A 19,277-nucleotide genomic window follows, 5' to 3' on the forward strand; every position below is an offset into this window, starting at 1 on the left:
CTTGCATACCCGGAATTTAGGCCAGTAGGCCAAAAAAAACAAAAAAATGATACGGATTGTTACGTCCGCAATTATACCCAGTTGACCTTTACGTGCCGGAAGTCGTTTCAGGCCAGCGCGGTGAAATACAGGTGTGCGCTCTTTTTGCTGAAACTGAGTACCTCGCCGTTGTCGAAGTGCACTTCGAACGAGCTTTCATCCTCGGAAACTACCGAGCCGGCGCCAAAAATGGCGTGGCTAAGACGCTTCAAGTGCCATAGCGGTTCCATCGAACTTGCGGATTTTGCCGCCTGGCCCTCCAGGGTGACATCTTCCCTGGCGGCATAGCGCTGACTGACCGGGGTGAGAGGAGCGCTTAAACGGGTCGTTGACGTCTCGGCCGGGATTCGTTCATCCAGCCAGCGCCCGAACTCTTCGGCCAGGGGGAAGCAAAACTCCTCCACAAACCGGCTCGGGCCCAGATCGCCGTCCAGATGCGGTTGCTTGCTGGCCGGTCGGGTAATCAGGTGCAGCTGCTGGCGGGTTCGCGTCATGGCCACATACAGCAGCCGCCGCTCACTCTCCAGAAACCCCCGGGCATCGTCCTGGGGCCGCGGGCTGTAGGGCAGGTATTTCTCCTGCAGACCGGGGATAATCACGGTCGGCCATTCCAGACCTTTGGTGCGGTGAATGGTCGAGAGCAACACGCCTCCTTGCTGCTTTTCACCCGCCTGCTGCTTCAGGACTTTCAAATGCTCCAAAGCGCCCTCGGCAGTGACATCCAGGCTTTTCAGGTATTCCCGGAATCCCTGCACGGTATCAATTCGCTCCTCGGCGCTCTCATGGGTCAGGGCCAGGCTCCGGATGCCTTCGTAGAGGTCTGTATGTTCGGCATACACGCTTATGAGTCCAGCCACCGGTCCTCCGTAGCTGCGCAGCTGGGCTAGCACCTCGCCCAGCTTTCGCAACTTGCGGGCCGCCATCGGGGCCAGCGCATCAAAGTCCATGGCTAGCAGTCTCTCGTGCCAGCCGCCGGAAAAACCGGCCAGGAACCGCGCCAGCTGCTCCAGTTCGGGCTCTTTCAGACCAACGTGGGGGAAGCGTAACAACTGCCGCGCCAGTTCCAGCCGATCCTCGTCTGGCAGGTTTTCCAGCTTGCCGGTCACCACCATCAGCAGTGAGGTGATCGACTGAACCTCCCGACTGAAAAGCGCGCCCTTGCCGGCATCAATCCGGTAGGGAATCTGGCGGGCCAGCAGCTTCAGCTCAATGGGCACACTCTGGCTCCAGACCCGGAACAGGATCGCCGATCCGGCTCGGGCCTGTTCCGATTGGCCCTGAAGAATCTGCAGAACGGTATCGGCATCGCTGTCCGCCCGATGGAGGGTGATCTCCGTGCCTGGTGTTGAAGGGTGGGAATGGCAGAGCACATCCTTGCGCCCGGTGTTGTGGCAGATCAGGTGGTTTGCCAGCAATGCCACCCGGTGGCCGTAGCGGAATGTGTAGCTGAGGGTCTGCTCCAGCGGACTCTCAAACTCATCGCTGAAGCGTTTGAGAATAAACTCCGGCTTCGCGCCCCTGAATTCGTAAATCGTCTGGTCCGGGTCACCCACCACCGTCACCCTGGCCCGGTCTCCGGCCACATAGCGCAGCAGCAGATGCTGGATCTCATTGGTGTCCTGGTACTCATCCACCAGAATCAGATCCATCTTGTTGCCCACCAGCCGCTGCAACGGCGGATTCTGGTGAATCGCCATCACCGGCTCATACAGCATATCGGCATAGCTGATCCGGCCCTGGCTCTTGCGCCACTGTTCAAAACTGTGGAACAGATCAACGAGGTATTTGTGCTTGTCCGAATACCCGAGCTCCTCAAACACAATCTCTGCCGGCGACAGCGTGGTCTTTACCAGATCGATAAACCCCGTCGCCGTCTCCACAAAATCCTTCTTGTTGCGCCGGATCTCATCTGCTAGATCCTCCGGCGCCAGCCGACGCGTCAACTGCCAGGCCTGAAAACTGATCTCCTGCTCGGTCAGAATCTTGTCCGAAAAACCCGGCAGATAACCCTCCCGCACAAACCGTTTGTAAAGCCGAAGGCCCATGGCGTGATACGTCCGGATCTCCGGCAGCGCCAACCCGCTCTGGGCACACACCTCCTGCAGCTTTCGTTCGAAATCCACCCGGGCGCTGCGGTTGAACATCAGCACCAGCATCCGGTCCGGATCATGCCCCTGTTCGAGCAGATACCGAATCCGCCACGCCAGCGTCGACGTCTTGCCACTGCCGGCCACGGCAGTAATCACCGAATGCTCATAGCCGGCAGTAATAATCGCCCGCTGTTCATCGGTGAGGTAATCCGGCAGGTTGGTGGCGTCAGAAATTTGGGGTTCGGTCGGCATGGCCGGTATTGTAACGGCCTGCTGGTAGAGCGGATACCGCTCCCGCATAATTGACTCAGTTTGAGGCGCGGGGACGCCAACTCACAGGTGTGACAGTCAGTTGGTGAGCGGCCTTCCAAAACTGTGCGGAGCCAAGGATGGCGGAGCCCAAGCGCCACATGGATGTGCCGCAAGGAGCGTGTTTTGGAAGGCCGCTCACCAACTGGCTGCCCCCGAGCTCTCGCTAACTCCCAAGCCAAAAGGTCTGAATAATGGAAATAGCAGAATCCGTAAACGTACTGGGTGAAAAACTGGAAACCTGCGGCAAAGACCCGGTTACCGGCTTCTACCGCGATGGCTGCTGCAACGTCGGCCCCGATGACTTTGGCCTGCACGCCGTCTGCGCCGTAGTCACCGACGAATTCCTCGAATTCTCCAAAGCCCAAGGCAACGACCTCAGCACACCCAGACCCGAATTCGGCTTCGAAGGCCTGAAAGCCGGCGACAGCTGGTGCCTGTGCGCTGCCCGCTGGCAGGAAGCGTTCGAAGCCGGCTGCGCACCAAGGGTTCGCCTGCGCGCCACCCACCAGGCCGCGCTGGAAAAGTGCGCCCTCGATGACCTCAAAGCCCACGGTGCCGACCTTAGCTGATGAGCCATCCCCGACCCGATGATACGCCGGATACGACGGCGTGGTGTGCCCTGCAGGCCAGTCTTGCCGCCAGAGGCGAGCGCCGTCTGGTTCTGCTGGAGGGCGATCGGGAAAACAACCTCAGGTGGCTCTCTGGCCTGCTACCGGATCTCGAAATTCACACCGGCATCTGGACCGGTCCGGCAGACCAGAGCCCTGATCCTCGCTTGACGGGGATTCTTCCCACCGAGGCCCGAAAATGGCTCGGCCGTGAAGTCTCCACGATTGTCTGGGACGGCTGGCAGGGAAACCCACCGGATGCCTTCGCAGCCCTCTCAGGTGCATTGACCGCTGGCGGCCTGCTGTTCTGGTTAATGCCTCCGCTGGAAGAATGGCCCCGCTTTGCTGATCCGGATTACCCGCGAACCGGGCTGGACCATGGTGGCAAACATCCTTTCGCTGCCCGCATGGCCGACATTCTTGCCGATCATGAGGCCGTCATCCGCATAGCCCCAGGCAGCGCAGATACGCCCTCGCCGGCCATACCCCAGGTGCCGGAGCAAAGCTTCCGGATTGCCACAACCCGCGACCAGGAGCAGTTGATCCAGCGCCTGGTCCGGTTCGGCATGGGCCGGAGACGCCGGCCGGTGGTTGTAACGGCAGACCGGGGTCGGGGCAAGTCTGCAGCTTTGGGCATGGCTGCCGCTGAATTACTGAAGAAAGGCAGGCAGGAAGTCGTTGTTACTGCACCATTGCAACAGAACGTGGATACCCTGTTCAGTCACGCTCGCGAAGCTCTGGCAGATCAACTGGAGCAGGTCAGCGCCGGGACGCTGACAACCCGGTCGGGCGGGCGCCTGAGGTATGTGCCGGTTCGGGAGCTCCTGGCCGTTCGGCCGGAGGCCGAGGTGGTTCTGGTGGACGAGGCCGCGGCCCTGCCGGCACCCCTGCTGAAATCGGTTCTGTTGGGCTGGCCCCGGGTGGCATTTGCCACCACGGTGCATGGCTACGAGGGCGCCGGCCGCGGCTTCGCCATTCGCTTTCGGCAGGTGCTGGAGCAATCAACGCCGCACTGGCAGTCGGTGACGCTGACCGAGCCGGTGCGCTGGGCCGTGAGTGATCCACTGGAAGCCCTGATTTCCCGAATTTTTCTGTTGGCGGCGGATGGCAGTGGTTCAGCCGGAACAAAACAAAGCGGTACCGGTAAGCTGGTTATCGAGCCATGGCAGCCGGCAGCCGCCGGTGATGAGGCGCTGTCGAACGCCTTTGGTTTGCTGGTGGATGCCCATTACCGGACCAGCCCGGCCGATCTCCGGCAATGGCTAGACGATCCGGCTGCCCGCAGCTGGCGGGCGCGGATTGGCGACCGGACGGTTGGAATACTCTGGTGTGCGCTCGAAGGAGGGCTTTCGCCGGAGCTGGCTGAACAGGTGAGCCTGGGCACCCGCCGAGTTCGCGGTCATCTCCTGCCGCAATCGCTGGCCAGCCATAGCGGCTATCCGGAAGCCGCCGTCCTGAACGGTCTCAGGGTTGTCCGGATTGCGGTGTCAGACGCCGCCAGGCGGTCGGGTATTGGCCGAAGCCTGGTAGAGGCCGCTCGGGCCTACACGGCCGAGCAGGGCATTGATTATCTGGGAACCAGTTTTGGTGGCAGCGCCGACCTGCTGGCCTTCTGGCAGACCTGTGGTCTTCACGTGGTCAGGATGGGCTTGCAGCAGGAGGCGTCCAGTGGCGAGTATCCGTTGCAGATGATCAAAGGCGTCTCGCAGCCGGGCCTGGAGCTGGAAGAGCGTATTCGCAACCGATTGGCTGGCCACTGGCTTACCCTGGTACCGGACAATTGGCCGGGCCTTGAGCCGGATCTATTGGCGGACATAACGGCAGACCTACCTCCGGAGCTGGCGCTGGATGGCGACGATCTGAGGGATCTTTGGAATTTCGCCAATGGCCACCGCGGGTTTCAGGTCACCGTTCCAGTCTTGCGGAAACTGAGCCAGAGGCCGGGAATTATGGCGAGGCTTAAGGGCCATGAAGAACTGGTGTTGTGGTGTCGAGGCGTTCTCCAGGGGCGGCCATGGTCCTCTCTGCAGGCCGACAGACTCTGCCGGGGCCAGAAAGAAGGCGAAGATCGCTTGCGGAAACTGGTTCGGGATCTTGTGAAGGACGGCCCGGGTTTGTGACTCGCTCGATTTAATTTCCGGTGGCGTCTGACCAGAATAGTGCCTCGCATCCTTTCAACGAGATCCACAGAGACTGTTTGCTATGGCCAAGGGAACCGGCGCCTTCCGTGTTTTGCTGATTCTGTTTCCACTTCTTGCTTTGCTGTCTGCATGCGCTTCCCCAAACCAGCCGGTTACTCTGAGCCCCGAGGCCCTTGCCGAGGCGGATGCACTTCTGATCTCAGCCGCCGGAGCCGGTGAAAAGCGGCGTGTGCAGCTGTTGCTTTCCGCCGGTGCCGATGTAAACACCAGTGACCATAACGGATATACCCCCGTCATGCGGGCGGCAGAGAATGGCCATTTGTCGGTGGTGAAGGTGCTGGTGGCCGCCGGTGCCAACGTCAATGTCAGCCAGGGCGGTGAATCCCTGCTGATGAAAATTGTGGCTAATGGCGATTTGCTGACCGCAGAGCGTCTGGTGGCCGCCGGGGCGGACGTGAATTACCGGGGCAAGGGTGGCCAGACCGCGCTGGACATCGCCCGTGCCACCAACAACCGGGATCTGGAAATGCTGCTGGTGCAGGCGGGTGCGCAGCTGTAGTTCCCGGAAGCTATTCCAGCCCCATCGGATCGGTTTCGTCATCCCATTCCGGGCTGAAATGGGCGGCAACGACCTCCTCCGGAACGTCCGCAACGCCCGGATAACTCCACTTGGGCTGGCGATCCTTGTCGATGGCCAGGGCCCGTATGCCCTCGGCCAGGTCTGGCCGGCGGATGCATTCCGAGACCATCGCCAGTTCCATTCGGAAGGCGTCCTTGAGAGACATCTGCTGGGCTTTTTGCAACTGGGTCCAGACCAGCCAGGCCGACACGGGGCACCCGGTTCTCAGCGTGTTCATGCAGGCGTGCCACCAGTCGCAGTCCACCTCTGCCGTGAGCAACTGATCAACGATTTCCGGCAGTTCATCGCCAGCGCTCAGCCGGGCAATTCGTTGTTCGTGTTTGGCAAGATGGCTGGGCGGCAGTGCCCGGTAATCCGGTGTCTGGATCTGACTGAGCAAGCGGAAAAGACGGTTGTCGTCGGCGGCAGTCTGCCCGGTCCATCGTTCCGACGCCAGGCGGTCCAGAAGACGGTCCCGGTCTTCCGGCAGAATGGCCATGTCCGCAAGGCCAACCCGAAGTGCATCGCTCACGTTCAGGTGAGCGCCGGTCAGCCCCATGAACAGACCGAGCCGGCCCGGCAACCTTTTCAGAAACCAGCTGGCGCCCACATCCGGAAACAGGCCGATGGCGATTTCGGGCATCGCCAGGGTGACATCCGGTGTTACCAGCCGATACCGGCAGCCGGAGAACACACCAAGCCCGCCGCCCATCACCACGCCGTGGGCTATGCCCAGCACAGGCTTGGGAAAACGATGAATGTTGTAGTCCATCCGGTATTCGCGGCTGAAAAAACGTACCGGTTTCTCGGGGTCTTCCGGATCCTGAATCGCATCGTACAGTTCGCGGATATCGCCACCGGCGCAGAAAGCCCTTTCTCCCGCCCCCCGAATAACCACGATGCAGATCCGATCATCGTTGGCCCACCGATCAAGGATTTCCTGGGTCTGCTGGATCATGTGCTCGGAAAGTGCGTTGAGCGTGCCTGGGGAGTTCAGTGTCAGAACACCAATGTGGCCTTCGCGACAGGCAAGTTCCTGAGCCTCTACAGACATTGACGATATCTCCGAAGATTTAAATCGATCTTGTATACGGAATCGAACGTACTTTCACCCTAATAGTCAGAGTAGAAAAGAGGACCAACGTCGAAAAGACGTCCTTGACCTATCGCATTTGAGGTTCCCCGGCTCTGTGCTATAAGTGCTAGTCAGTTTATTGTCCGGCTTCCGAACCGGTCTGAAAATCTTGAAAACGATGATGAGAGGGTAATGACAATGAATCTGAAACACTACGCTGTTGCGGGAATTTTTGCGCTTGGCGCTGCTGTGCCTGCTGTAGTTTCTGCCGCGGATGCCGAAGCCGGCAAGGCCAAGGCGGCAGTCTGTGCTGCGTGCCATGGTCAGAACGGTATCGCGCAGATCCCCACTTACCCGAACCTGGCGGGCCAGAACGAGCAGTACCTGGTATCCGCCCTCAAGGCGTACAAGAACAAGCAGCGTTCTGGCGGTCAGGCGGCTATCATGCAGGGTCAGGCTGCTGCCTTGAGTGACACGGATATCGCCAACCTGGCAGCCTACTACGCCAGTCTTCCCGCGGACGGCGGCAAGTAAGTTCTATTTGTCAGCGGGGCGGCTCAGGCCGCACCGCTGACAATGCGATAGCTCGGTCTGTAGGCCGAGGTTCCTGGCAGTTTCATCCGGTTCTGGGCGACAAACTGTTCCAGCATAGCCTCAAGCGGTTTGATCAGACTTGGATCACCGGCAATTTCGAACGGCCCCTTCTCCTGTACCTGCCGTATACCACTCTCCTTGACGTTTCCTGCCACGATGCCGCTGAAGGCCTTGCGCAGATTTGCGGCGATCAGGTGTACCGGCTGATCCCGATGGAGTTCCAGCGCCCGCATATTGTTGTGATTTGGCTCGAAAGGAAACTGGAATACCGGGTCAATCTTGAGCATCCAGTTGAAGTAGTAGGCGTCCTGCATGGCGCGCCGGAACGTTTCTACCTCTTTCATGCCCTTTTTCATGGTCTGCGCCACGCGTACCGGATCGTCGATGATGATCTCGTACTTGCTCGCAGCTTCGTCCCCGAGGGCGTTCCGGATGAATTTGTCGATCATCTCGAAGTATTCCGCATTCTCCTGCCGGCCGGTAAACACCACCGGGAAGGGCAGGTCTGCGTTGTCCGGATGCAGCAGGATGCCCAGCAGGTAGAGGATTTCTTCAGCGGTGCCGACACCGCCCGGGAACACAATGACCCCGTGACCACAGCGAACGAAGGCCTCCAGGCGTTTCTCAATGTCGGGCATGATCACCAGTTCATTGACGATGGGGTTGGGGGCCTCCGCGCCAATAATGCCCGGCTCGGTGATGCCAATGTAGCGGCCATCTTTTACCCGTTGCTTGGCGTGGCCAATGGTGGCGCCTTTCATTGGACCTTTCATGGCCCCGGGGCCACATCCCGTACAGATACTCAAGGCCCTGAGCCCCAATTGATGGCCCACATCCTTGCTGTACTGGTATTCTTCGTGCCCGATTGAGTGGCCTCCCCAGCAGACCACCAGATCCGGTTGTCTTCCCGCCTGCAGCACCCGGGCATTCCGGAGGATGTGGAAAACGTAGTTGGTCAGGTCTTCCGGATCGTCCCGCCGGAAACCAGCCGCAGACTGGGGGATTGAATGGGAGTAGATAATATCCCTCAGCACCGAGAACAGGTGTTCTCGGATCGCCCGAAGCATCTGTCCGTCAACGAACGCATGTGCGGGTGCATTAATCAGTTCCAGTTTCAGGCCCCGCGGCTGCGGTACCAGGCGGACATCAAAGTCGGCATGGGATTCCATCAATGCCTGACAGTCGTCGGTTTCTACCCCGGTATTCAGAACCGCCAGGGCGCACTGGCGGAACAGTCGGTACAGGCCCCCTTCGCTGCGGTCCTTGAGGCGGTTGACCTCATGATTGGAGAGAATTTCAAGGCTGCCCTCGGGGGAGACCAGGGCATTGATGGTGGTTTCCTGCATTAACTGTGAAACTCCTGAGTGTTGCGGAAATGCCCGATTTTGAGGCACGCAGTCAAAAGGGTAGACTAAGGCCTTTCTATACAATACGCCACCCGACAAAATTCCGATTTATGAAACTGCTTATTCGTCCCGCTCCGGAAGTTGCGATCAAGAGTAAACCTGTCCGTCGTCAGCAGATGCGTCACCTGCGGCAGAACATCCGAAAACTGCTGGCACGGCTGGATCCTGAGATTCGCGTGGAGGGCAGCTGGGATCGGGTTGACGTGGAAGTGCCGGACGGACGCGGCTTGTCAGGCCCGGCCCTGGAGGCGCTTTTGCGCATACCGGGCATTTCCACGATCCAGGAAATCGGGGCGTTTCCATTCGTCAGTCTTGACGATGTTGCCGACAAAGCCGTTGAGGCCTTCACTGACCGGTTGAATGGCAAAACCTTCGCCGTCAGGGCCCGTCGTCACGGTGAGCACAACTTCCGTTCCATCGACCTGGAACGGACGGTAGGTGCCGCCCTGATGCAGGCATCGGAGGCCAAGGGGGTTGACCTGAAATCGCCACAGGTTGAGGTGCGGATTGAAGTCCATGGCGATCAGTTCCACATCGCCCACCGCAAGCACCGTGGGTTGGGCGGCTATCCGCTAGGCAGTGTCGAAAACGTGCTGACGCTGATATCAGGAGGTTACGATTCTTCCGTGGCCGCCTACCTGATGATGCGGCGGGGCCTGCGCAATCATTTCCTGTTTTTCAATCTGGGGGGCGCCGCCCATGAGGTCGGTGTACGCCAGGTGGTGCACTACCTGTGGGACCGCTACGGTGCCTCCCACAGCGCCAAGTTTATCTCCGTGCCCTTTGAGGGCGTGGTTGCAGAGATCATGCGCTCGGTGAGCCACCGACACTGGGGCGTGGTGCTGAAACGCCAGATGTTGATGGCCGCGGCCGAAATCGCTCGCAAAAACAACTCGGTGGGGTTGGTGACCGGCGATGCGGTAGCCCAGGTGTCGAGCCAGACCCTGAGCAATCTTAATGTGGTGGATCGGGCCAGTGACGAGGTGGTTCTGCGCCCGTTGGTGTCAATGGACAAGGAATCCATTATCCGAATTGCCCGTGAAATTGGCACTGAAGTGTACGCTCGCAATATGCCCGAGTACTGCGGTGTAATCTCCCAGAAGCCGGCCACCAGAGCCAAACTGCACCGGGTGGAGGAAGATGAGGCTCAAATGGACGCTTCGGTACTTGCGAACGCGATTCAGGCCCGGGAGGAGACGCCGGTGAACCGGTTGCTGGAGACGACCGTGACACCGGAAGAAGTGGAGCTGGTGCAGACGCCATCGGTGGATGACGTGATCATTGACGTGCGTCACCCTTCTGAAGGCGAGCAGTCTCCCCTGAAGCTGACCAACAACGAAATTCTGAAGATCCCGTTCTACGAGCTGAACCAACAGTTACCGGAGTTGCCGGCAAACCGCCAATACCTGCTGTATTGCGATCGCGGCACCATGAGCCGCATGCATGCGGGGCATCTCAGGGCCGAGGGGCACGAAAACGTGAAGGTCTACGTGCCCGCAGCCTGAACTCTCAGCCTGCCAGCCCCTTGAAGAACTGCTGGACGTTCTCGCTCAGGGCGTCCAGATCGTACCCGCCTTCCTGCACCACCAGCGTCGGCAGCCCCAGCTGGCGCACGTGGGTGCTGAGCCTGCAGAAACCTTCGGAAGAAACGGACACCTTGGCCTGTGGGTCGTTCTTGTAGATATCGAAACCAAGGGCGAGGATCAGGGCATCCGGTTGGTAAAGCTTGATGGCCGCCAGGGCTTCGTCCAGTCTCGCAAAGAAGTCGTCTTCCGTGGAACCATGGGGCATCGGCATATTGATGTTGTAGCCAAAGCCTTCTCCTTCGCCACGCTCGTTCTCAAAGCCGGTAACCACCGGGTAGAAGTTGGTGGGATCGCCGTGGATTGAAATATAGAGCACATCGCTGCGATCGTAGAAGATCTCCTGAATGCCCTGGCCATGGTGCATGTCGGTATCCAGAATCACGATCCGCGGGAATCGGGCTTTCATGTGCTCGGCGGCAATAGCAGCGTTATTCAGGTAGCAGAACCCGCCTGCGGCATCCCGGCGGGCATGGTGTCCGGGTGGGCGACATACCGCATAGGAAGTGCGATCCCCTGCAATCAATGCGTCGGCGGCGCCTAGCGCGCTCTGGGCAGACCAGTAGGCCGCATGCCAGGTATGCTCACCTATCGGGCAGCTGCCATCGGCCTGATAACGGGCGGCTTCGGCCAGGATGCCCGTCAGATGGTTGGGGGAACGGACAAAGATATTGGAGATGACCTCATCGCCCCAGTCATCCATCTGTTTCCAGCGCCGATGAGCGGATTCAAGAAACCGCAGGTAACCCAGATCGTGAACCTTCGAGATCGGCCCTGCACCCTGGTCCGCAGGTTGCAGCACGGAGATCCCCATTTCCTTCAGTCCGCCCAGCATTTCGCCGGTTCGAGCAGGAATCTCCTGGGGCTGGCGCATCTGTCCCCGGGTAAAGTACGTCTGTGGAATGTGCTCATCCTGTGCGTGATGGAAAAATGCCTTCATTGTCCGGTCTCCTGGGTGTCTGATCCACCGAGTATAGGCACACTCGTGGGATGATCAAAAGGCTGCCCTTGACTTTACAGGTTGGGATACAACATCCACTATGAAAGACATAAAACACTGACGCAACCAGATTACCCGGACTGCGCCCCACACGGGGGCGGAGCCAATCACAGAAGAGGAGCCGAGATGATCGAGTCACCCCTGCTGGAAAAGCTGACCGGCTATATCGGTGGTCGCTGGACTGACAATGAGCATGGCAACACCTTCGATGTTTATAACCCGGCAACGGGCAAGGTGATCGCCCAGGTCGCTTCCATGTCAGAGGACGAGGTAAACGCCGCGATCGCTGCCGGCAAATCCGCGCTGCGCCTGACCAGGCCTTACAGCATCGAGACCCGTCGCAAGTGGCTGGAGGACATCCGCGATGCCCTCAAGGCCAACAAGGAAGAAGTCGGCCGTATCCTGTGCATGGAACACGGCAAGCCCCTGCACGAAGCCCAGGGGGAAGTGGATTACGCCGCCGGCTTTTTCGATTACTGCTCCAAGCACATTCAGGCCCTGGATGCTCACACCATCCCGGAAAAGCCGAAAGACTGCACCTGGACGGTTCACTACCGGCCCATCGGCGTCACCGGCCTGATTACGCCCTGGAACTTCCCCATTGGCATGATTGCCAAGAAGCTCTCCGCGGCGCTGGCGGCAGGCTGCCCGTCGGTAATCAAACCGGCCAGTGAAACACCACTGACCATGATTGCCCTGTTCAGCCTGATGGAAAAGCATACCGACATGCCTGACGGTATGGTGAACCTGGTGATGGGGAAAGCCAGCGTGATCGGCAAGGTTCTGTGCGAAAGCCCGGATGTGCCCATGCTCAGCTTCACCGGTTCCACCGAAGTGGGTCGCAAACTGATCGTCGATACGGCGGATCAGGTCAAGAAACTGGCCCTGGAGCTGGGCGGCAACGCGCCGTTCATCGTCTTTGATGACGCCGACCTGGACGCTGCAGCCGACAACCTCATCGCCAACAAATTCCGCGGTGGCGGCCAGACCTGTGTCTGTGCCAACCGGATTTTCGTGCATGAGAAAGTGGCCGACGCCTTCGGTGAGAAGCTTGCCGAGCGGGTCAACAAGATGACCGTCGGCGACGGCATCAACGGCGACGTGGACCTTGGCCCGCTGATCAACCAGGCTGGCTACGACAAGGTTAAACGCCACGTCCAGGATGCTCTGGAAAAAGGCGCGACGCTGGTCGCCGGCAAGAAACCGGAAGAGCTGGGCAACGACCTGTTCTTCCCTCCCACGGTGGTGCATGGTGTAAACCGCGATATGTGCTGCTATCAGGAAGAAACCTTCGGCCCGCTGGTACCCATGGCGTTGTTCCGCACGGAAGAGGAAGTCATCGAAGCCGGTAACGACACCGAGTTTGGTCTCGCCTCATACGTGTTCACCAACGATGCCGAACGCGCCCAGCGCGTCGCTGCCGGCCTTCGTTTCGGCCACTGCGGCTGGAACACCGGCACCGGCCCGACCCCGGAAGCGCCGTTTGGTGGCATGAAGGCCTCGGGTATAGGCCGTGAAGGTGGCCTGGAAGGTCTGTTCGAGTTTGTGGAAGCTCAGACCGTACCGCGAGGTTTCTAAGTTATAAGCCCTCAGCCATGGGGGTGTCGCACGGGGGAGGTTCCCCTTCAGGACACGCTACGAGCACCCGCACGCGGGTCCAGCCTGCAATCTCAGATTGCAGGCGTTCGGCTGTCGCATGAAGCTTTGCTTCATAAGCGCTCCGCCTCACCCATGTGCGCTTGGCTGTGGCCATTCATGGCCACAGACAGTCCTGAAGGGGAACCTCCCCCGCGCTCTTTCTGACAGCAGATGAAGGCTTATTAAATCCCTTGCCTGCCTTGGGTAGGTCGGATTAGCGAAGCGTAATCCGACAAACCAGCTGGAAATATCCCCGCCCGACAAACCTCCTTTTCTCCTGTTATACTCCTTAACCTGTTTATTTAACCAGTAGCGAACCGATTCTTTATGGACGTCTCCCACATCATCGATCCTTTGAACGATGCCCAGCGTGAAGCTGTTACCGCACAGAACGATCACCTTCTGGTTCTGGCCGGTGCCGGTAGTGGCAAAACCCGTGTTCTGGTGCATCGGATCGCCTGGTTGATGACCGTGGATCGGGTGCCGCCCACCGGCATCCTGGCGGTTACGTTCACCAACAAGGCCGCCAAGGAAATGCGTTACCGCATCGAGCAGATGATGCAGATTCCGGCCCGTGGCCTGTGGTTCGGTACGTTTCATGGCATCGCCCACCGTCTGCTGCGTTCGCACTGGAAAGACGCCGGCCTGCCGGAGAACTTCCAGGTGCTGGACAGCGACGACCAGCTGCGGCTGATCAAGCGGGTGATGCGGGAAAACCAGATCGACGAGAGCAAGTGGCCGCCGAAGCAGGCCCAGTGGTTTATCAACAGCCAGAAGGACGAGGGGCTGCGGGCGGACCATATCCAGGAGAACCCGGGCGACCAGTTCCTGTCGGTTATGCTGAAGATCTATCGCCAGTACGAAAAACTCTGCCAGCAGGGTGGTCTGGTGGATTTTGGCGAGCTGCTGCTGCGTTCCCACGAACTCTGGCTGCACCGGCCAGAGCTGCTGGCCCATTACCAGGGCCGGTTTCAGCACATTCTGGTGGACGAGTTTCAGGACACCAACACCATTCAATACGCCTGGCTGCAGGTGCTGGCCAGCAACCGGGTGCCGCTGACGGTGGTCGGCGATGACGACCAGTCCATTTACGGCTGGCGGGGCGCCAAGATCGAGAATATCCAGCAGTACCAGAGGGATTTCCCCAATGCCCGATTGGTGCGACTGGAGCAGAACTACCGCTCCACCCAGATGATCCTGAAGGCGGCCAACGCTGTGATCGCCAACAACCAGGGCCGGCTGGGCAAGGAGCTCTGGACCGACGGTCCGGAAGGCGAACCGATCAGCCTGTACGCGGCGTTTAACGAACAGGACGAAGCCAACTACATTGCCGACAGCATCTCTGCCTGGGTGCAGGACGGTAACCTGCGCAGTGAATGCGCCATTCTCTACCGCTCCAACGCTCAGTCCCGGCTTCTGGAAGAAGCGCTGATGCGCCAGGGCATTCCTTACCGGGTCTACGGCGGCTTACGATTCTATGATCGCCAGGAAATCCGCAACGCCCTGGCGTACCTGCGGCTGGTCCAGTACCGGCGAGACGATGCAGCATTTGAGCGGGTGGTGAACGTGCCGCCTCGGGGTATTGGTGCCAAGAGCCTGGCGGAACTGAGGGAATACGCCACCGAGCAGAGCATTTCGTTGTGGGAATCTGCCGAGCGCCTGCTAGAGGCGGGGCAGGTGAAAGGCCGGGCCAAAACCGGGCTGCAGTCGTTTATTGCGATTATTGAAAAGCTGTCCGGCATGGTGGGTGATGCAACCCTGCATGGGTTGATGAAGCAGACCATCGAAGACAGCGGCCTGAAGGACTATCACGCCAGCGAAAAGGGCGAGAAAGGCCAGGCGCGGGTGGAGAACCTTGAAGAATTGGTCAACGCCCTGTCCGACTATGAAGTGGAAGATGGCGTCGATCCGCTGGCGGAATTCATCGCCCAGGCGGCCCTGGATGCCGGCGAATCCCAGGCCGATGCCCATGAGGACAGCGTGCAGCTGATGACTCTGCATTCTGCCAAAGGCCTGGAGTTTCCGATGGTGTTCCTGGCCGGCGTGGAGGAAGGCCTGTTTCCCCACGGCATGTCTCTGGAAGAGCCGGGTCGCATGGAAGAGGAACGTCGTCTGGCCTACGTGGGCATTACCCGGGCTATGAAAAAGCTGGTGCTTACTTACGCCGAATCGCGGCGTTTGTACGGTCAGGAGAAGTTCAATGCTCTCTCACGGTTTGTGCGGGAGATTCCGGGCGACTGTCTGCAGGAAGTGCGGCTACGTAATACGGTGACCCGTCCCGCGATGGTTGGGCGCCCGAATGAAAGCATGTTCAGTCAGGATTCGGCTCAGCAATCCGGCTTCAGCCTGGGGCAGCGGGTGCGCCATCCCAAGTTTGGCGAGGGTATCGTGATGAACTCAGAGGGCACAGGGCACCATACTCGGGTGCAGGTAAACTTTGATGAGGGCGCGAAGTGGCTTGTTTTGGCTTATGCGCCTTTAGAAGGCTGCTAGTTTGAGTGCGTGCACAGGGTTGGGGTGGCCTTTCCAAAACACGCTCCTTGCGGCCCCCCTTCGGGGTCCGGCCTGCAATCATAGATTGCAGTCGTTCGGCTGTCGCATGAAGCTTCGCTTCATAAGCGCTCGGCCTCACCCCTGTGGCGCTTGGGCTCCGCCATCCATGGCTCCGCACAGTTTTGGAAAGGCCACCCCAACCCTGCGCTGCAGACTCTTTGCTGGACGCCGCGCTTACATAAGAACTGCGTAAATTACACCCGCCAAAATGATTCGGTAGATAACGTAGGGCCACATCCCCACCTTGTTCAGCCACTTCAGGAAGAAGTGAATCGCTGTGATGGCCATCAGGAATGAAGTTACTCCGCCAATCAGGAAACCATTCCAGTCGACAATCACATCCGAAGTCGCTACTTCCAGCAGTTTTACCGCCGATGCCAGCACGATGATGGGAATTGCCAGCAGGAATGAGAACCTGGAAGCGGTTTCCCGGGTCATGCCCAGGAACAGGCCGGCGGTGATGGTGACGCCGGAGCGGGAGGTGCCGGGGACCAGGGCCATAGCCTGGGCAATACCGACCAGTACGGCGTCTTTCCAATTCAGTTTATCGAGGGTGCGCTGGCGTTTGGGTAGCCAGTCCGCCAGGCCGAGGAGCAGGCCGAAGAACAGGGTGGTGAAGAAAATGACTTCCACGGCCCGCAATTCGTTGTCGATCATATCCAGCAGCGCCAGGCCGGCCAGACCCGCCGGGATGGTGCCGATCACCAGATACCAGGCCAGGGCGCCCTGGCCGACGATTTTGCGCTGGCCAATGGAGAACAGTCCGTCCCGGGCGATGCCAAAGACATCCCGTCGGAAATAGAGCACAACCGCCAGTAAGGTTCCCACGTGCACGGACAGATCAAAACCCACGCCCTGATCGGTCCAGCCGAACAATGCCGGGGTCAGGATCAGGTGGGCGGAGCTGGAGATCGGGAGGAATTCGGTCAGTCCCTGGAGAAGGCCAAGGAAAAGGGCCTGGAAAACGTCCATTGCGTGGATTCCGTCAGATTCAGTGCATCAGAAATGTGGGCGCGATATTAGCAGGGTGGGGGTGAGCTGAACAGGTAATGCGAGTGAGGCCAGCGCCGTGACCCAACGTCTGGCGCTGACCACGGCGATTTAGGCGGGAAACCGGTCCCGGGTGCGGTTGGCTATTTTGACCAGCATCAGCATGAGGGGTACTTCCACGAGCACGCCAACCACGGTGGCCAGCGCTGCGCCGGATTGAAGGCCGAACAGGGCGATGGCCGCGGCCACGGCCAGTTCGAAGAAGTTGCTGGCACCAATCATGGCGCCCGGCGCCGCGATGCAATGGCGGACTTTCCACAGCCTGGCCCAGCCGTAGGCCAGGAAGAAAATAAGGAACGTCTGAACGATCAATGGCACGGCGATCAGCAAGATATGCAGCGGGTTGTTCAGGATTACTTCGCCCTGGAAGGCGAACAGCAGCACCAGGGTGACGATCAGTGCCGCCGGGGTGACGGGGCTGAGCCGCTTCATGAAGACATCATCGTACCACTGCTGGCCATGGCGTGAGATCAGGGCGCGGCGGGTCAGGTAGCCGGCTGTCAGCGGAATCACGATGTACAGGACGACGGACAGCAGCACGGTATCCCAGGGCACCTGGATGTCGGAAATGCCCAGCAGGAAAACGACAATAGGCGCGAAGGCAAACAGCATGATGATGTCGTTCAGCGATACCTGCACAAGAGTGTAGGCGGCATCGCCTTTGGTCAGGTAACTCCAGACGAACACCATGGCGGTGCAGGGCGCCGCGCCTAGCAGAATGGCGCCAGCCAGGTACTCGCTGGCCAGTCCCGGCGCGATCCAGGGCTCGAACACTACCATCAGAAAGAACCAGGCAATGGCAAACATGGTGAAGGGCTTGATCAGCCAATTCACGATGGTGGTGATCGCCAGACCTTTCGGTTCTTTTCTGACGCCGACCACTGCACTGAAATCAATCTGCGCCATCATCGGAAAAATCATTGCCCAGATCAGAATGGCGATGGGAATAGAGACCTGCGCGTATTCGAAACGGGACAGGGTTTCCGGCACCACGGGCGCAAACTGGCCAAGGGCCACGCCGGCGATGATGGCCAGAGCCACCCACACCGACAGGTACCTGCCGAACAGGTCCATGCCGCCCGAGCGGGACTCGGTGGTTTTTGTTTCGTAATTGGCAGCCATTGTGGTTTTGGAATCCTGTACTCGTCGCTCTGTCGCGCCTATTGTGCGCCAAGTATCATGGTTCGGAAAATGTCGATGCAGGAAACCGAGGATGAAAACGCAGCCACTGTCCAATACTTGTAACCATCATGTGATGTAAAGGATGGATGGACACTTTCAGGAGAAGAACATGAGCAAGATCAAGGTAGGCATTAACGGCTTCGGCCGCATTGGGCGCCTGGCGTTGCGGGCGGCCTGGCAGTGGCCAGACATGGAGTTTGTGGCGATTAACGACCCGGGTGCCGACGCCGCCACACTGGCCCACCTGCTTAACTTTGACAGCATTCATGGTCGCTGGAGCCAGGAAGCCGCGGCAGACGGAACGGAGATCGAGATCGACGGGAAGCGCATCCGCGTGACCCACAACAAAACCATCGGTGAAACCGATTGGTCGGGCTGCGATCTGGTAATTGAGGCCAGTGGCGTGAACAGGAAGGTCAGTGTCTTGCAGGCCTATCTGGATCAGGGAGTGAAACGGGTCGTCGTCACGGCACCAGTGAAAGAGACGGGTGCTAAAAACATTGTGGTGGGTGTGAACGATGCTATTTTCGACCCGGCCAACGACCGCATTATCACCGCCGCCTCCTGCACCACCAACTGCCTGGCGCCGGTGGTGAAGGTGATTCACGAGAAACTGGGCATCAAGCACGGTTCCATCACCACCATCCATAGCCTGACCAACACCCAGACCATTATCGATGCGCCCCACAAGGATTTGCGTCGGGCGAGGGCTTGCGGGAGTTCACTGATTCCTACCAGCACCGGTTCGGCAACGGCGATTATCGAAATATTTCCGGAACTGAAAGGGCGGCTGGATGGCCACGCCGTGCGTGTGCCGCTGACCAACGCGTCGCTGACTGATTGTGTGTTTGAAGTTGAAACGGCGACGGACAGAGATACCGTAAACCGGCTGTTGAAAGACGCAGCAGAGGGTGAACTGAACGGTATTCTGGGGTACGAAGAGCGCCCGCTGGTGTCGATCGATTACAAGACCGACCCGCGCTCTTCCATTGTGGATGCCCTGTCCACCATGGTGGTCAATGGCACCCAGGTGAAAATCTACGCCTGGTATGACAACGAATGGGGCTACGCCAACCGCACCGCGGAACTGGCGCGCAGGGTGGGCTCAGCCTGATATGACGGTCGCCATTCGACAGTACCTGGTCATAACCGGCAACTACTGGGCGTTTACGCTTACCGATGGCGCCCTGCGGATGCTGGTGGTGCTGCATTTCCACCAGCTGGGTTACTCGCCCCTGGAAATCGCCCTGCTGTTCATTTTCTACGAGTTCTTCGGGGTGGTGACCAACCTGGTGGGCGGTTACCTCGGCGCCCGCATGGGGCTGAACCGCACCATGAACATCGGGTTGTTCCTGCAGATTGTGGCGTTGGGCATGCTGGCGGTACC

14 protein-coding genes and 1 pseudogene are annotated in these 19,277 nt (G+C 59.3%); 9 read left to right on the top strand and 6 right to left on the bottom strand.

The genetic code is table 11. The annotated features are described in order from the left end of the window. Positions 1 to 107: 107 nt before the first annotated feature. Positions 108 to 2,429, bottom strand: coding sequence for an ATP-dependent helicase (locus QZ534_RS16350; RefSeq protein WP_296935940.1), 2,322 nt, complete (start codon positions 2,427 to 2,429; stop codon positions 108 to 110). A gap of 203 nt (positions 2,430 to 2,632) precedes the next feature. On the opposite strand from QZ534_RS16350, the gene QZ534_RS16355 reads away from it, so the two are divergent. The 3 genes from QZ534_RS16355 to QZ534_RS16365 all read left to right on the top strand — a co-directional run bounded on the left by QZ534_RS16355 (position 2,633) and on the right by QZ534_RS16365 (position 5,749). Further along, positions 2,633 to 3,010, top strand: coding sequence for a DUF2237 domain-containing protein (locus tag QZ534_RS16355; RefSeq protein WP_296935941.1), 378 nt, complete (start codon positions 2,633 to 2,635; stop codon positions 3,008 to 3,010). Next, positions 3,010 to 5,169 (top strand): GNAT family N-acetyltransferase, encoded by a 2,160-nt coding sequence (locus QZ534_RS16360; RefSeq protein WP_296935943.1) that lies wholly within the window; start codon positions 3,010 to 3,012, stop codon positions 5,167 to 5,169. The genes QZ534_RS16355 and QZ534_RS16360 overlap by 1 nt, the downstream gene beginning before the upstream one ends. Positions 5,170 to 5,251: 82 nt before the next feature. Further along, complete coding sequence (locus tag QZ534_RS16365; protein WP_296935945.1) at positions 5,252 to 5,749, top strand: ankyrin repeat domain-containing protein; 498 nt, start codon at positions 5,252 to 5,254, stop codon at positions 5,747 to 5,749. A gap of 10 nt (positions 5,750 to 5,759) precedes the next feature. Here the strand turns inward: QZ534_RS16365 and QZ534_RS16370 are convergent, their stop codons facing one another. Further along, complete coding sequence (locus QZ534_RS16370) at positions 5,760 to 6,863, bottom strand: enoyl-CoA hydratase/isomerase family protein (protein ID WP_296935947.1); 1,104 nt, start codon at positions 6,861 to 6,863, stop codon at positions 5,760 to 5,762. Positions 6,864 to 7,082: 219 nt separating this feature from the next. Between QZ534_RS16370 and QZ534_RS16375 the strand changes: the two genes are divergently transcribed. Beyond that, positions 7,083 to 7,418: a c-type cytochrome gene (locus QZ534_RS16375; RefSeq protein ID WP_296935968.1), complete on the top strand. Its 336-nt coding sequence runs from the start codon at positions 7,083 to 7,085 to the stop codon at positions 7,416 to 7,418. Between the two features lie 23 nt (positions 7,419 to 7,441). Here QZ534_RS16375 and ppnN read toward each other — a convergent pair whose 3' ends face one another. Beyond that, a complete protein-coding gene (gene ppnN / locus QZ534_RS16380) occupies positions 7,442 to 8,824 on the bottom strand; it encodes a nucleotide 5'-monophosphate nucleosidase PpnN (RefSeq protein WP_296935949.1) in 1,383 nt (460 codons plus the stop codon). Between the two features lie 110 nt (positions 8,825 to 8,934). Here ppnN and thiI point away from each other — a divergent pair, with 110 nt between their 5' ends. Continuing rightward, positions 8,935 to 10,389 (top strand): tRNA uracil 4-sulfurtransferase ThiI, encoded by a 1,455-nt coding sequence (gene thiI, locus QZ534_RS16385; protein ID WP_296935951.1) that lies wholly within the window; start codon positions 8,935 to 8,937, stop codon positions 10,387 to 10,389. Positions 10,390 to 10,393: 4 nt separating this feature from the next. Here thiI and QZ534_RS16390 read toward each other — a convergent pair whose 3' ends face one another. Continuing rightward, entirely contained in the window at positions 10,394 to 11,407 is a 1,014-nt protein-coding gene (locus tag QZ534_RS16390) for a histone deacetylase family protein (RefSeq protein WP_296935953.1), read from the bottom strand. A gap of 186 nt (positions 11,408 to 11,593) precedes the next feature. Here QZ534_RS16390 and QZ534_RS16395 point away from each other — a divergent pair, with 186 nt between their 5' ends. Together QZ534_RS16395 and uvrD are read left to right on the top strand one after the other, a co-directional pair. Beyond that, the gene (locus QZ534_RS16395) at positions 11,594 to 13,045 is read left to right on the top strand and encodes an NAD-dependent succinate-semialdehyde dehydrogenase (RefSeq protein WP_296935954.1); all 1,452 of its coding nucleotides are present in this window, start codon (positions 11,594 to 11,596) and stop codon (positions 13,043 to 13,045) included. Between the two features lie 387 nt (positions 13,046 to 13,432). After that, positions 13,433 to 15,598, top strand: a complete 2,166-nt coding sequence (gene uvrD, locus QZ534_RS16400; RefSeq protein WP_296935956.1) for a DNA helicase II — start codon at positions 13,433 to 13,435, stop codon at positions 15,596 to 15,598. A 234-nt stretch (positions 15,599 to 15,832) separates the two neighbouring features. Here the strand turns inward: uvrD and QZ534_RS16405 are convergent, their stop codons facing one another. Both QZ534_RS16405 and arsB read right to left on the bottom strand, forming a co-directional pair. Further along, positions 15,833 to 16,630, bottom strand: coding sequence for an undecaprenyl-diphosphate phosphatase (locus tag QZ534_RS16405; protein WP_296935959.1), 798 nt, complete (start codon positions 16,628 to 16,630; stop codon positions 15,833 to 15,835). 129 nt (positions 16,631 to 16,759) lie between these two features. Next, positions 16,760 to 17,830: an ACR3 family arsenite efflux transporter gene (arsB, locus tag QZ534_RS16410; RefSeq protein ID WP_296935961.1), complete on the bottom strand. Its 1,071-nt coding sequence runs from the start codon at positions 17,828 to 17,830 to the stop codon at positions 16,760 to 16,762. A 169-nt stretch (positions 17,831 to 17,999) separates the two neighbouring features. Here arsB and QZ534_RS16415 point away from each other — a divergent pair, with 169 nt between their 5' ends. Together QZ534_RS16415 and QZ534_RS16420 are read left to right on the top strand one after the other, a co-directional pair. Next, positions 18,000 to 19,004 carry an ArsJ-associated glyceraldehyde-3-phosphate dehydrogenase gene (locus QZ534_RS16415; protein WP_296935963.1) on the top strand — a complete coding sequence of 335 codons (1,005 nt, stop codon included), beginning with the start codon at positions 18,000 to 18,002 and terminating at the stop codon, positions 19,002 to 19,004. Position 19,005: 1 nt separating this feature from the next. Further along, a pseudogene (locus QZ534_RS16420) lies at positions 19,006 to 19,277 on the top strand (MFS transporter); the annotation flags it as partial.

The sequence above is a fragment of the uncultured Marinobacter sp. genome (assembly GCF_913055835.1).
In the GTDB taxonomy this organism is placed as follows: domain Bacteria; phylum Pseudomonadota; class Gammaproteobacteria; order Pseudomonadales; family Oleiphilaceae; genus Marinobacter.

What these genes read in the sequence shown, in the direction of transcription:
- QZ534_RS16350 (WP_296935940.1), bottom strand. Translation starts at nt 2,429, where the DNA reads ATGCGGGAGCGGTATCCGCTCTACCAGCAGGCCGTTACAATACCGGCC.
- QZ534_RS16355 (WP_296935941.1), top strand. Translation starts at nt 2,633, where the DNA reads ATGGAAATAGCAGAATCCGTAAACGTACTGGGTGAAAAACTGGAAACC.
- QZ534_RS16360 (WP_296935943.1), top strand. Translation starts at nt 3,010, where the DNA reads ATGAGCCATCCCCGACCCGATGATACGCCGGATACGACGGCGTGGTGT.
- QZ534_RS16365 (WP_296935945.1), top strand. Translation starts at nt 5,252, where the DNA reads ATGGCCAAGGGAACCGGCGCCTTCCGTGTTTTGCTGATTCTGTTTCCA.
- QZ534_RS16370 (WP_296935947.1), bottom strand. Translation starts at nt 6,863, where the DNA reads ATGTCTGTAGAGGCTCAGGAACTTGCCTGTCGCGAAGGCCACATTGGT.
- QZ534_RS16375 (WP_296935968.1), top strand. Translation starts at nt 7,083, where the DNA reads ATGAATCTGAAACACTACGCTGTTGCGGGAATTTTTGCGCTTGGCGCT.
- ppnN (WP_296935949.1), bottom strand. Translation starts at nt 8,824, where the DNA reads ATGCAGGAAACCACCATCAATGCCCTGGTCTCCCCCGAGGGCAGCCTT.
- thiI (WP_296935951.1), top strand. Translation starts at nt 8,935, where the DNA reads ATGAAACTGCTTATTCGTCCCGCTCCGGAAGTTGCGATCAAGAGTAAA.
- QZ534_RS16390 (WP_296935953.1), bottom strand. Translation starts at nt 11,407, where the DNA reads ATGAAGGCATTTTTCCATCACGCACAGGATGAGCACATTCCACAGACG.
- QZ534_RS16395 (WP_296935954.1), top strand. Translation starts at nt 11,594, where the DNA reads ATGATCGAGTCACCCCTGCTGGAAAAGCTGACCGGCTATATCGGTGGT.
- uvrD (WP_296935956.1), top strand. Translation starts at nt 13,433, where the DNA reads ATGGACGTCTCCCACATCATCGATCCTTTGAACGATGCCCAGCGTGAA.
- QZ534_RS16405 (WP_296935959.1), bottom strand. Translation starts at nt 16,630, where the DNA reads ATGGACGTTTTCCAGGCCCTTTTCCTTGGCCTTCTCCAGGGACTGACC.
- arsB (WP_296935961.1), bottom strand. Translation starts at nt 17,830, where the DNA reads ATGGCTGCCAATTACGAAACAAAAACCACCGAGTCCCGCTCGGGCGGC.
- QZ534_RS16415 (WP_296935963.1), top strand. Translation starts at nt 18,000, where the DNA reads ATGAGCAAGATCAAGGTAGGCATTAACGGCTTCGGCCGCATTGGGCGC.